This is a genomic window from Aquimarina sp. AU119 (assembly GCF_900312735.1).
Lineage (GTDB): Bacteria > Bacteroidota > Bacteroidia > Flavobacteriales > Flavobacteriaceae > Aquimarina > Aquimarina algiphila.
Map to the genome: position 1 here is coordinate 628,174 of NZ_OMPF01000022.1, position 15,578 is coordinate 643,751.

Genomic DNA, 15,578 nt, shown 5'->3' on the forward strand with positions numbered 1-15,578 from the left:
GCAACACTAATGGGTTTCTCAAGTATATTTAAGGCAATTATAGACTACTTCACAACAGCCGAACAAGAAGATCAGTTATCAGGTTCGTTATCACTGTTTACCAAATACCTTAACAGTTCAGATAATACAACGATTAGGATGTGGGTTTCAGATGCTCCTGGTTATGGGCATCAAACCAATACTGTAAACCTATTATATCAATTAACAAATAGTAGTGAAAAAAACGGTTATGGATATCAGGGATCAATTGAAGTTTATTATCTGGAAGACAAAGATAAAACTGTACTTACAAAACTATATCAATTACTACCAGAACTGGATAATAAACCAGAAGGAGAGGTTAATAATGCAACCGTAAAACTTATTGAATGGATACCTGAAGAAACACCACCTAATCCTGTGGTGAATTTAGGTTTCACTGGAGCAGAAGATCAAATAGATGATAACGGTACCATCAAATCACCAGAATTAGCAAAACGCTTAAATACCAACTATTTTTTAAGACTTGAACCTTATTTATGGACCACTCCCGAAGAAATTCAATTTCTGAATACTACTAAAAAAACAGTCAACTTAACCCATCAGAAATTATTGAATTATGGGGCATTTAAGCAACGAGCATATTGGGAAGAAATACCTGTACCAGAACCAGACTGGAACTATTATAAGGAAAATGGTTATGCTAATCAAGTGGCTGTCTTGCAAAGTTTACTTTCAAAAACGGACAATTATGATTTAGGTGCTGTCTATAGCATACGAACTAAAGGAAATTATGAACTGGCACCACCTCCAGAAGAGCGCATGTTTGAAGTAATTACAGGGTATATGGCCTCACAAATGAAAGGTACTTCTATTCGTTCAGGGGCAAAACCAATTGTTGTATTATCGATGGATAATTTCTCTAACCGAACAGGTGGAGGAGAAACTCCAATATCACAATTGATTGAAGGTGATTTCAGTTCTCAGGAAAGCACTTGGAATTCACAGTTAAATCCAGATTTAGATAGGCTCAAAAAGTTCAATATCAAACCCGAAATCTTATCTGATAAAGAACGTAATCAAATCATACAATTATTAAAACCACATACTTATCGCTCAAATTATCTAAGTTCTGTTAAGGCCAGTGAACGTATAGAATATGTATGGGAAGCCACTGATATAAATGTTAAGGCTAAGTATTCATGGCTAAATGGTGCCAAAAACAGAGTATTATTTGTGCAACTAGGAAGAGTCCCAGCTCCAATATTTAATTATTTACTTTATAAATCTGCTATGCCTCCTGTTTTTGAAGGGCAAAATACCGGGAATCTGGCCTTACAATTTGGACAACCTTATTTTCATGTTGCACGTCCTAACTCTGGGAATGTACAATACCCAACAACACTTTTGGGCTATTCTGATTTTGATGTATACGAAGATTATAGCAATATTTATATGCCAGTGGTGTATGTCCCTACTATTGTATATAAAATGCAACAAATTGCCAATAAAATTAATTTTCCAATTTATACATGGCCAAGCAAAATCAATGAAAACCCTTCTGAAATTATTGGAGCGTTTATTCGAGAATATAAAGAATCGGCAGAAGGCGAATATCAAACCTATTATAATACTATTAAAAGTTTTTACCAGAACCCTGCTAATGATAAGTTTAGAATTGCAAGTAGTTATTTGGGGTATATTTTGCAAGCAGAAGGCATTATTGAAGCTAACAGCTCTCTTAAGGCTTCAGCAATAGCAAAGTCAGCATATGCAACTGGTGTAAGCCAATTAGAACAGGGTTCTTACGATAATAATGATAGTATTGGTAATAAAAATGGGGATGACTCGACACCTTTGGATACGTTATTAACTAAATTATATGAAAATCTGGATGCTGATACGATTCTTAATTTGTTTCCGGGAGTATATAGTGCCGGACCAATCTTTGATTTTATCTCTGGGTTATTAGGTGTAAAAGTGACCTTAACGAATACAACAATAACTCCAGCCAAAGGGACTGTAAATCCAACAGAAATCATTGTTAATGGTAAAAGTAGTGTATTAGAGGATACTCCATTAGAATTTACCATAACATTCACTGCTCCTGAAGGTAATGTGGTGTCTGATTGGAAAATGAAATATACCGGTGATTGGCTAACAGAACAATTGCCATGGTTACAATTTGAAAACCCTTACATTTCCTTACAGGTAGCAGATTCTTTACTTCCTGCCCAAGGTAGTGTTGGCGGAATGCTACAAGGCCTTGATCTGGATTTGGATATTACACTACCTATTAATGATGGATTATGGCAATTAACAGGTCACTTCGACGAACCAGCAAGTATTTCAAAATTCTATCAATTGGCAGGTGGCGTAAATCTTGTTCAGTCATTACCTAGTCCATTCAACGCTTTTACAGCTATTGGTGTTACCGACTTACAATTGGCTTATAACACCAAAGAAAACAAAATACAGTATGTCAGTTTTGTAATGGCTACTGCAGAAAAAGTAACATTAATGACTGGCTTGGATATGGATAGTGTTACACTAAACGTATTAATTCAAGAACCAGGTATATTGGCTAAACGAAGTACATCATGGAGTACTAAAGGGAAGTTTACTATTGGTACGGGTGACAATGCTGGAGTAATTATTACGAGTATGAATTATCCAGACACTATTTTCCGAGGACAACTTGCCAGTGGAGTAATCAAAGTAACCGATCTATTTAACTTGTTCTTACCCGGCACAGTATTCAATCCGCAGGGATATAGTCCAGAAATTACAGAATTTAATGCTTCTTTTGAAGGAACCACTGGTAATTATAGTGTAACTTCTAATTTAAACTTTGACTGGACGTTCCAGATTATATCTGGTGCACCATCTATTACCATTAACGAGGTAGGAGTACAAGTACAAAGCGAAAACACTCAATTACAAGGAGGATTATCTGGTGGATTTACTTTTGGAGAAGGAGCTACTGCTTTTTCCATCTCATTATCAGCGAATTACAGTAGCGATGGTGGGTGGATATTTAAAGGAGAGCAGAATACCGAAACACCATTACAACTTACTGCTTTAGCCAACCAGTTATTACCATCAAACTGGCAGATTCCAAGTGAATACAATTATTCATTAGTAGGGTTAAACTTCTCTTTCTCAGAAACCAAAAAATATTATGAAATAGGTGGTGCAACAGATGGGTATTGGAAAATCCCATTTATAAACCTTAACATAAAAGCCGATTTAAAATTTGGTTATGGAATTTATGGTGATAACAATGCGGATTCGAAAACCGAACAATTGATCAGCTCCCAAAAAGCAATTACTACCATTGATGCTACAGATGATAAAGTAGGCTATTATTGTACTCTTAATGCCGACATTGAATGGATCGGTATAAAAATGAAGCTATTCTATGATTATAATCCAGATGTACTCACATTTGGTTTTACATGGGGTTATCTTACAGGTACTATTGTCGAAAAAGAAGTTGAAAAAGGTAAGCCCAAACATTGGATAGGTACTTTAAAGTTTACCGAATCAGTAAGTCTGGGATCTATTATTGAAGATGCTATCAGTTGGGCAACAGGATATAAATTTGGACTAGGTGCTCCTTGGAGTTTGTTAAACAGTTTACCACTCAACAAACTAGAATTGATATATGATTTTACAGCCGAAACAGTTTCTTTTGCTATAGATATTGGGGAAATTAATCTCGGATTCTGTAAGATCAAAAAAATTGGATTGAATTATCAGGCAGGAAAAAAAGATGCCGCAGAGAATGGTGTTTTTATCACTATAGACGGTAATTTCTTCTGGATTACTGATGAGAATAAAGCAGAAGGATTATCACCAAATCAAATCAAATGGGATGCTGCCAAACCTGAAGATACACCATCACCATCAGGGCAAGGGAACAACTACCTCGACCTTAGATTGCTAGCCATGGGACAACATGTCACAATACCAGGTATTAATGACGTGAGTAGTGTTCAGGATGCGATCAAATTAATGGCTGACCTACCAGATACAAAATCTGGAGAAATTCCAAACATTGTTTTTGATCCCAATAGTTCTTGGCTGATAGGCATGGATTTTGGAATATTAAAATTACAATCTGATGATAAGAAAAGTTCAGGAAAAGAAGTAGTCAAGGTAGATGATTCGGGTACAGATTATTTTATAGACATGCAAATCGTGTTTAATGATCCTAATTTGTATGCTTTACGTATAGCATTAAACGGAGGACCTGCGAGAATTTTCAAAGGATTGGATTTTCAGATTTTATATAGGAAAATAAGTGATTCAGTCGGAGTATATCAAGCACAGATTACGCTTCCTGATGCTATGAGAAAAATACAGCTAGGACAAGTAAATATTACTTTGCCCGTGTTTGGTATGGAAATCTATACCAATGGTGATTTTCTAGCTGATTTAGGATTTCCGTACGATGCCGATTTTACAAGATCATTCACCTTACAAACCATTATTTATGTTCCGTTTCCAATTCCGGTAATGGGATCTGCTGGATTGTATTTTGGTAAAAAATCAAGTGCAACTTCAACAGAAGTGCCCCAAATAGACAATGGGACATTCAATCCTGTAATATTATTGGGTGTTGGAATTCAGTTTGGATTGGGGTACGATTTTAATGCAGGAATTTTATCTGCTGGATTCAGTTTGACCATAGTCACAATCATAGAAGGAGTCTTGGCCAAATTCAATCCTTATCAAGAGGAAAATACCGAGAACGGAAATCAAGCTGATATTGCACCTGCTTATTATTATAGCATTAAAGGAGTAGTAGGTATTCAAGGGAAACTATATGGTTATGTTGACTTCAAGATTATCAAAGCCGAAGTAAATGTCTTATTGAGTATTTTGGCCGATATTACCATTACTGCATACGAACCCATATTACTGGGAATTACTGCCAGAGTAAGTGTAGCTGTTTCTGTGAAGATCAATTTAGGATTGTTCAAAATCAAGATCAGTTTCAGTTTCGATCTCACTTTAAGAGAATCATTCGAAATCAAAGTCGGAGGTGGATCATCACCATGGCATGTGGTTACCGAAGGTACCAAAGAAAGTATGACCATGCTCAAAATGAATGCATCACCGAGACGTATGGCTAGATTCAATGCAGACGCCTTCCTGATCTCTATTACAGACAACTTCAACGATCATCCAGACTGGAGCAATTTGACCGCTCCGGCTACGAAACAACCATTAACAGGTTATATTGGGTTTGGACTTAGTATCGCTGGTGATTTAGCCAAGAAACCATCAGATCAATTAGCTGTATATTCAGCTATGCTATTCCTAGAATCTACAGCATCTGCAGTAGATGATCCAAATTCGGCTAAACAAAAAGCATTGGGTACTACTCCTGATACCTCGTTTGAATATATTGGGAAATTGGTATTTAGATGGGTAATTGCAGCTTTCTATAATGGAAGTATTAGTGCCGAAGATGTGGATAAATTAGCTATTAGCGAAACACGTTTACAAGAAATTTATGATTATCTAAATAATGCTAATAATACCGCACCTATACCATTAGATGCAATCAATAATCTATTGAATACACAAGTAAGTATGACTGTATCTCATCCTTCTGATCAAGAAACAGAATCTGACGCAGCGTACTTTCCTATGATTCCACAACTATCTATTACATTACCTGCCTTTGAAGGCCATAAATCGTTAGAATATGCTTTTGCCGATTATAATAGTTTAAGTGATACGTATATAGATGAATTACGTATTTATTTTGATGATTTGGCAGTTCAGTTGAAGCAAAGTAACGACTTCTCTCTCGAGAATGCTCTCGCTGTAACTAACGATACCGAATCGATGGCTACTTTTATATATTCGGATTATTTCCTTTTACTAGCTAAACAAATGGTAGAAAATGCGCAAAATGCATTACGTGCATTCCAATACCAAATCCTGGAAGGGCAAACCATTGCCGAGATAATAAGTTGGATCAATACTCATGGGCAGTTCAGTTCTGGTTATAGGTACACAATAGATTATTTATTTGAAAGCAATAAATCACATACCTTAAATCCCGGAAAATTAATTGAAGTAAACAAAGCGACCTATGGTACCATTGCCGGTGATACTTTTGATGATATTAGTAAAAAATCGATGTATAACGATCAAGTTACGGCATCAGCTTTGGCAACCACAAATGCCAATGATACCACAATTCTTCAGGAAGGTATTATCGTTGATTATGCAGGCAAAGATTCTATTGTCGTGCAGTCCGGTAATTCATTGAATAGTTTAGCAAAAGACTTTGATGTTACTTTAGATGAATTACTAACGAACACAGATATATTAACAAAAGAAGGGTTGTTAATGCCATCTTCGGTATTAACAGTATCAGATTTTAAAGGGATGACTCAAGACGGAGATACCTTGATTACTTTCTCTGCAAGATACGGAGTAAGTATTATTTCTTTGGCAATTACAAGTAATGATACTATCATTGATTTATTTAATAGTAGTGATAATAATGGACAATTAGTCTTAAATGACCTGCCGCAGTTTGAAGTTGGTAAATTGATTGCAGAGATTCAAGCTGATAGTGGATTACAACAATTATCTGGTATGGCATCACGTTATTATCTTTCAGGTTTACGATTACCAACTTCGGGTATTACACCAAAATATCAGGGGATGTGGTTAGATGACACATTGGTTTATGAACAAGATACTGCAGGTTTATTTGCCTTGACAGGGCAGCAATTCCCTCTACCTACGTTAGCTGATAAAGAATCTTATGATATTACCTTTACAATCCCATCTGATATTACATGGATAAGTTTTGAGAAAACGGGAGATACCTTAATCATAGAAATTACTGATGATTCTTCATCTTACGAACAAATCAATACGGTTAGAAGTTATGCAACTAAGAATTATCTGGATTTGGAAATTCAACATCTGGGATTAGGTGATATGTTTAGTAATAGCTGTGGACATTATACCTTTAGTACGGTAAGTCCATGGAAAGCTGGTTCGGCCATTGCGTTACCCTATAACGGATCGACAAATGAATCACAAATTTTAAATATTTGGTCATTACCAGCAAATTTGATGGAGATCGCAAATCCATCAGGAAGAGCTGTGCAACCCCGATTTGAAGTAGTAACAGGTGCTGTAGATCCTACAACGAATGCGATGAAATCGACGCCAGTTACTAATTATGGTTGGGGAACACAAGTAACTTTTACAATCAAAAAAGTACCTCCGGTAGACAACAGTCCAGCTTCATTAACTACCTATGAGATTAGTGGTGCAGATGGTAATAATGCTTTATTGTTAGAACAAATGGTTACTTATTTAGAGAACAATGATAACCTGATCAATCAATTAGCTTTTGGATATATTCCAAACCAGTCTAATGGCGATAATCCGGGTGTTCAAACAGATCCAATAAATGATCTAACAATAGGTGTTGCACAGGCCAATTTATCTACCTTTACAAGACCAGATACAGCAACAATACAAGCTTTTTTGAAAACATTACAAATTGATAGTGAGGCTAGTAATCTTTTAAACAAACCAACAGACTTGATTACTTTGTTATGGCAAGCCAGTATTACTAGGGATGGAGGATATTATTTATACTATTACAATAGTGAAAATGGTACCGGTTTACCAGATCATATTTTTAATGATAAAGGAGAGGCCAGTCTATCATTGATAGTATTGTATACTGCTCCTGTACTAAGTGACGAGCAGAATATATTACAACCATATATGAATACCTTTGTTACAGGAGAAGCTATTAATGTTAATAATAGTTCTGTATACGCCAAGGCTAACCCGGTAAGTAAAACAGTAGTTTTTAATACGGGAGATACGCTAAGTGATTTGGCGTACCAATACTATACTAATATTGCAGACGTCGTAGAAGACAATTTAACCGCTATACTAACGGCAGGATTATCAATAGACGTGCCTGAAGGAACTTATCAGGTTGGACAAGATGGTAGTGGACAAGGGGAATCTCTAGAGGCTATTGCAATTAAGTTTGGAACTACAACAGATGCTATCAAAAAAGCAAATCCTTTAGTGACTAACTGGCCGGATGTACTACCCTTATATTTTGGACTTAGGTTACCTTTATTAACAATAACTTCGGGCGAAGACAATAGTAAAACATTACTAGATATTGCTACGTATTATGGTATGGATTTAGCTGCTCTGGCACATTATAACAGTACATTGGTTAACTTATTTTCTAATGGTACTCAATTAACAATGATTGGTGGTCCTATTACACGTGTTGCCGCTGTACCTGCAGGAGTAGTATCTCTAGAAGGTAAACGTATAGAACCGGCTGAAGTACCAGATAAGTATAGTGACCCTGATTATGCAAAAATCTTCTTGCAAAATGATTTTTCTATATTGAGTTTTCAATTGATCAACAATGATTGGTTCAAAGCCAGTAAACCAAGTTTACCAACTGGACCAACAGCTCCTAAATCAAATGATGGTGACAGTTGTGGTAAACAACCCGATACTAGTGGAAAATGGATGTTCCAGCAATCCGTGCCATACAGCAAATTTGCCAATACACTGCAAAATAAAGGAAGGAATGGATTACCAGATACTTCTAATAGCCCATATAAAGGCATTGGATATCTTATACAACCAGACTTCATGTGGATGGATATTTATGGAAATACTGCATTAACTACTATTTCAGAACCACCCCGTACATCGGATGATATTAGTAACAAAACTCCAATATTAACAAGGTATACTGATGCTATTTTAGGAATTAACCAATGGCCTTCTGTATCTTCGCAATGGATCGTAGCCAAAGATACTACTGCAGAAATTCAGATTCCGTTGACTTTTGATATCTCTGCGTATAATGGATTACTTTCTGCAAAGGCAACAGATAATACCACGATACTATTGACCTTCACAGAAACTTTAGATGCTACTACAGCAACTTCTTTAGGTAATTATGAAATCAGTCCAAATCTGGTCATCAACAATGCAAAATTAGGTGCTGATACAAAAACGGTAGTACTCACTGTAGATGAGATGTCTGAAGGTGTAAAATATACCTTGGGTATAGGAAACATTCAAAATGAATCAAAGAAAACCACGTTTAATGGTCAAGCTACATACAGCTACCCTGATATGAGCGAAGAATCTAGCTCTACAGTATTGTCACGAGCAACAAACGACTTTATAGTTTATGAAAAGTTAGCATATCAACTTACAGATCCCAACGGGATAATTATAAATATGCGAACCAGTTTGTTTGATTCGGTTTTTGAAGTTGGGGATGCTATGTATTCTGATTTGGTATATGACTGGATTGCATCTATTTATAATTTCTTACAAGATCGAAAACAAGGAGGAACAAGCGTTGCTCCTCCATCTCCGGTCTTTACATTCAAATTTGCTATTGACCCCACTCAGGTAATTAGTGATCAAATTATAGAATTGACACTTGATATGAACATTTCTAGAGTTGGAGGTGCAGTTATGGGTGAATTTGAAACTACTGGAGGTATCAAAAAAGTAATAACTGAAATTGCACCATCATCTAATGATAGTAACAATAACTCTAGAGCATTGAATGCATTTGCAGAGGCTTTTGAAGAGATAATGACTATAGACAACCAATATTATCTAAAAATAACAACAGGAGCCAATAGAGAGAACAACAACCAACAAAAATCAGATCGAACCATATGGGCGGTGCGATTAGGAATAGATCATAAACAACCTATTTCATATCAGGTAAATACTCCTGGAGTACCTCAGTTATTTGCGCCTAGACCTGTTTCTAATAAACTTGAAAGTAGAAATGGAGTTTCAATCTATAACTATACTACCGGAAAAGGAATCAGTACTGAACCAGATTCTCAAAAGGATTTCACAGAGATTGATATGGATCAGTGGGTAAGTCAGTTATTTACTGCAATTGATGATATTCTCACACCCGAATTTACCGGTCCAATACAGTTAATTGATAAAAAATTAGGCGCTACTAACCTAAAAAATATACAAGATACAAAGGAGTCGTTGGCAGAAATTACAAAAATGCTAATGGTCCATGTTTTCAAAGATGAAACAGGAAGCGCTTCTGCTATACAAGAAGCTTTCTTACAATCATTACTATCACAATTATCAAATTTATACAATACCAGTTCTGGTATCCAGTTTGATGTTAATGTTAAGGCAGATAAACCTGTGGAAACTGCACCTAACTTATTTGGTAATATCATTCAAAATACTGTGTTTGAAGGTGCAGTTTCTTCTGAAGATAAATTGACTATAGTAAGCTTGTATTTTAGTGCTCCATTGGATAAAACTAGTGCAACCAATATCGTCAACTATACAATTACAAATCCATTAACAGTAAAATCAGCAATTCTTGATGATGATGCCAAGAGTGTGGTACTAACCATTTCTGGTAATGTTGTACTAAATAATACCAGCGTAACTATTGGCGATGGTTTACTTGATGTTAATTTAAGACCCATCGAAGGAACTAAAACCTTAACTATAACAACTAATTTCGTAAGTTACTCCAAACCAGACCAGTTAACCATAACTTCAGCAAAAATTGAGCTGAATAATGATGATCAATCATTAGCTTTTCTATTGAATACTCCGGAAATTGTACGTAGTGAAGGTGGAGAGGTATTATCCAAAATAAACCTGAACCTGAATTATAAGGGAACGAATATAGAACATCAGATTGCAACTCCTATTAATGGATTTACACCTTCTACCTGGTTAAATTTTGTCATACCAGACAAAAATATGCCATTAGAAAATGAATTAGGAGGGTTTGAAGTGCCAATGATTTTAAGAGCTTTCCCTCAAAATCCTTCTTTAGTAAACCAATTAGGTGAGGCCAACAACCCAGAATCAACCGATATTAGTAAATTGTTAGAATGGAATTATGAATTCGAATATTCCCAACCATTCCACTATCCCCAGGATACGCTTTATTGTACCGTAGCATTCAATATAAAAACAAATGATCTCAGGGCAATGGCACTAGAAATGGATATATTTGATGCTCTTGCAGAGTTTATTATGGTATACCCTTCTGTAGATAAAGATCTAAAATCTTTGGTTACCAAGATTGATGCCCAGGTATATAATGAGAGCAACTCAAGTTCTGAGGAACTCTTTACAAATGCCGGTATCGCCATTAGTTCATTCACAGAACTCATCGATAATGTCACTCAATCTGCTAATAAAGCTGGTGGATTGTTAATTAACAACACCAATCGTATCTACAAAGCAGGAAATGAGGATTTATCTTATGACTTCCAGATCCGAGAAGCCGGCCAAAGCCTAAAAGTTGGAGAAAACATAGAGCAGGTACAGGTCATTACAGTATATGGTAAACCACCTAGTGGTGTCAGTATTCCTGAGATACATATTGATAATTACACTATGCACCTATGGACACAAGGTACTTGTGATGGTATTGTTTGTTATTATTATACTGATTCTGATGGGAAACCGCTATTAAGTGATGAGGCACAAAGTATACAGAAACGAACCGTTATATTACCAAAACTAAATATCTTACAACGTCAGGATGCGATGACATCTATGTATTTAACACGTAATGAGGGGTTAATCCCTGGTAAAACCATTAATTCACAGTTTGTATATACTACAGGAGAATTATCATTCTCTAATCCATTGTTACCCACAATAACGAATATGCAAACTATTAAGATTGCTAATTTACCTAATAACCAAGGTTCTCCTACGGTAAGATCATTATACGAGCAATTACAGGTATTAATGCAAACACTATTAAAAGAAAACACAGAACCATCTTTACGGTTTCAGATGACTTGTAGTTATGATTATCAAATTAATAGTGGATTAAACCCGATTAATTTACCAATATTAATGCAATCCCTTATTTTGGTAGAATTGACAAGTGAATTAGATCCAATGTTACAAAGTTGGGCAGATGCCATTAATGATTGGTTTAAGTCCAATAACCCTAGCAGAGTAAGTGGTATTCTAAACTTTGATTTAGTTATTTTTTCTAATTTGACTCAACAACCATATCCATTATTACATTTGACGAATTTGGTTTTAAATTTAAACTATATCAAACCAGCATTAGGATAACCTGAACATAAAAACACCCTATGCTAATAAGCGCATAGGGTATTTGCTTCAATACAGTATACCTACATCTTATAGGAAAATAAGAAGTAATTATAATTACTCTTATTCTTTGAGCACTTTATGAAATAAATCCGCTAATCGTATTTCAATAAATTTTATGATCTTTTCTTCGGAAACTTCATTCTGATACATTGTAAACACTTTTGAAGCATTACGCTTTTTGAGCAGTTTAATATCACCTTCTGGGTTCTCGATATCCTCAAGCTTCAAATTCCATTTTAACAACGATTGTAAAAGTTCTGTATGCGATTCATATCGTTTTTCGAGTATTTTCTGTTTTTCAAGATCTTCTGGATCTTTCTCTTCTGCACTATTAATTCTGGCACTCAATACTGTAAACTCATCTCGTATTTGGCGATCTATTTCTCTTGCTTCATTAACCAGTTTAACGTAAGATTCATAGATTTTTTTATTATAAAATTCTGCAAAATCAAGATATTCGTCCATCGCTTTAAGATAACTAATAGCTATTTCTTTATATACTCTTTTATCTTTTTCTTCAGTTTCTTTAAGTTGCTCTCCTAATTCACTTAGCCTTCCTTTTTTATCTTTAATAATATGTGCAAATCCCTCTTTTTCTGGTAAATTTAACAGTTGAGGGGTAATATCTTTTGGTAAACCTTCGTAGCGATATTTTCTATATTGAATTTTAATCGAATCATTATCTTCCTTCGGTTTTTTCTCCTTCTTTTCTCTCTTCTTGAAGTTAATTTTTGGTTTCTTAAGTCCGAAAGCATAGTTGTATCCAAAAGTAGCAGTAAACTCACTTAAACCACCACTATTCCCGCCATTTCTAAACAGTTGAACAGCGTTAAGATTAAAATTGTGCCTTTCTTTCAAAGTATAAGTTACCGATCCCCTAAAATTGGTGACATTAGTATTTGCTGTTGCACTATTTGAACTATTGTATCCTGCAGAAAGTCTGGTGTTTAAGGTTTTTTCAAAATACCTTTTCCCAACGCTTATGGTAGGTCCCCACGTAGTAGATTCTTCTCTACCAATGGTATTATATGTACCATTTACAGAAGTACTAATATTAAGGTTTCTTTCTGAAAAATCTATGGTATGCCCTATATTCATATTATGAAAAGTAGAAGCATCTCCAAGTCTTACAATCCCTCCTTGTTCATTAGATACATCATTTAACGTATAATTAGTAATAAGGTTTTGTCGTGAGGTTTTCTTATTTGAAAGGACATAACTAACGGTAAGGGTAGCAGTTTGAGACAACTGTTTATAATCCAACTCTTCAATCTGTTCGTCTAGAAGATCTCCATCATTAATCTCATCAAATTGATTGGGTTTAATATTAGTAAACGTACTAAAATTAGAATACGATCCAGAAATATTTAATCGTTCTGATACTGAGAGTGTAGCATTTAATGATCCTACAGTACGATTTGTATTATTAGCTTTTAAATTATCTAGATCATCTCTTTGGTAGCCTATATTAAGAGCCAAGGTTAATCTATCTCTAAAAAAAGTATTAGAAGCATCCAAAGTGATATTTTCGAAATCATTATTGAAAAAATATGCTCCAAGCGTCTCATAACCTGGATCGATACGCTCATATCCTAAACCAAGATTTACCCGGCCAAAAGCATATCCTAAGCGAGTTTTTACCGCATTATAATATTCTGTAGAGGCACGGTTATTAAAAATTGCTGCTATTGGTGAAATCCCTGAATTATCTGCTTCTTCTGCTCTGGTATCTTTGGTTATCGCTGTAGATGCATATTCTGCTTGTAGGCTAAAACTTTTTCCTAGTTTAACCTCTCCTTCCAGACTTATCACCAGGTTTTCTTGTGGTAAAACTCCTTTAACTTCTGGTATTGAATCAATAGAATTTTGATCATCTTTTGCATAAAACCCTATTACTCCAATTTTATATCGTTCCTTTTCAAAGCTTGTTTTCAATCCATAACCCATTCGATTAAAAGCCGGGATGGTTCTGGGGTCATCATCATCATTTGTTGCTTTGAGCAAACGACCAGCCATGGCACTAACCTTTAACGGGCCAGGTGGTGTAAGGTCCACTCCACCTCCTGTAAACTGATGACCGCTTAATGTATAAGGAGAAAAAGTCATATTTACATTACCTATATGTCCTGTTACCCATTTATACTTTGGATGTATACTTATACGATTAAAATCAAAAGGTATTTGATATCCTAAATCTTCTCCTTGATTAGAGAAACTATAGGAAATAGGAATAGAGAAGCTATAGATATTGATATTAAGTGCTCCTTGTAAAAAATAGGTAAAAGGTTCTCTGTTATTATTTTGATTAGAATTATAATACACTCCTGTAGCAGATATTTGTCCACTAACTTTAAGCGGTTTACTTTGAGTTATAGATTCATAGTCTAATGTTTGACCGATAGTCAAAAAAGGTAATCCGAAGAATACTAGTAGTAGTTTTTTCAAATACTTAACATTAGCAGGTGTACTCAAAATAATTTAGGCTTAATCCCTTCAATCTCTTCATTACAAAGAAATTGCAGGCGCGAATTTACTAAAAAAAACATATAATAATAACAAAATCTTATGCTTTTATAATTGATTTTTTCAACTTAAATGCCTATAAATAAATCCTGTTTTTCTTTATTATATTACTAAAAACATTTCTTGTTTATTTCTATGAACAAGTCATGATATCAAAAGTATTTGATTCTATATATTTATTATAGAATCAATTTATATTCGCTTTGATTTCGTATATATTAGAACGATAAACTCTATCTCTCAAAAGTCAAAATAAAAAACCACTCTATTATAGAGTGGTTTTTTATTTTGACAGATACTTTATTAGTAACAAAAATCAATATGATTATTGTCTATCAAAAGACCTTTCTATAACGACATTTCCAGTCGAAGGATCTGTGTCTATTATTTCTAATTTGTCTGCTGCTACAGAAAAAGTAAATTGTGATTCAGTTGATGTAATTACTGCACCTTGGGCATCAAGAAACTCAATTTTATCCCCATTAGTTCTATAACTAGCAGAATTTTCTGCTACAGGCAAACAATCTGTTCTATCCTGATTTGCTTCAAAATTTCTTTGACTAAAAGTATTATCAGTAAAAGTATATATTGTATTTTTCTCGCAATCCAGCAGATTAATTGGAGCACCATCAGTATCAGTTGCATTGGCTAATTTCCAAGCACCTACTATAGAGTTATTGATCTTATCATCATCGTCATTTTTACAAGAAGTAAATGCTATTGCTACAAGTAGGATACATAATAAAAAAGGCTTTTTCATATTTAATAAGGTTTTAAGTTTACGTATTTAATTAGTGGGTCAAAAGTAAAAAAAAAGAACGTCTTCTAATAGTATTTTATTGTATTCATTAAATATACTCCTGTTGGTAATTTTT

3 protein-coding genes are annotated in these 15,578 nt (G+C 34.7%); 1 reads left to right on the top strand and 2 read right to left on the bottom strand.

Annotated features, from left to right (window positions below; all coding sequences use genetic code 11):
* Window positions 1–9 precede the first annotated feature (9 nt).
* The gene (locus tag DK442_RS20605; protein ID WP_109437769.1) at window positions 10–12,138 is read left to right on the top strand and encodes a LysM domain-containing protein; all 12,129 of its coding nucleotides are present in this window, start codon (window positions 10–12) and stop codon (window positions 12,136–12,138) included.
* Window positions 12,139–12,240: 102 nt separating this feature from the next.
* Here the strand turns inward: DK442_RS20605 and DK442_RS20610 are convergent, their stop codons facing one another.
* Both DK442_RS20610 and DK442_RS20615 read right to left on the bottom strand, forming a co-directional pair.
* Window positions 12,241–14,625 carry a hypothetical protein gene (locus DK442_RS20610; RefSeq protein WP_200825147.1) on the bottom strand — a complete coding sequence of 795 codons (2,385 nt, stop codon included), beginning with the start codon at window positions 14,623–14,625 and terminating at the stop codon, window positions 12,241–12,243.
* 403 nt (window positions 14,626–15,028) lie between these two features.
* Window positions 15,029–15,463 carry a lipocalin family protein gene (locus tag DK442_RS20615; protein WP_109437770.1) on the bottom strand — a complete coding sequence of 145 codons (435 nt, stop codon included), beginning with the start codon at window positions 15,461–15,463 and terminating at the stop codon, window positions 15,029–15,031.
* Window positions 15,464–15,578 lie beyond the last annotated feature (115 nt).

Excerpts from the sequence above, each read along its gene's own strand:
- DK442_RS20615 (WP_109437770.1), bottom strand. The coding sequence starts at position 15,463 with ATGAAAAAGCCTTTTTTATTATGTATCCTACTTGTAGCAATAGCATTT.
- DK442_RS20605 (WP_109437769.1), top strand. The coding sequence starts at position 10 with ATGGGTTTCTCAAGTATATTTAAGGCAATTATAGACTACTTCACAACA.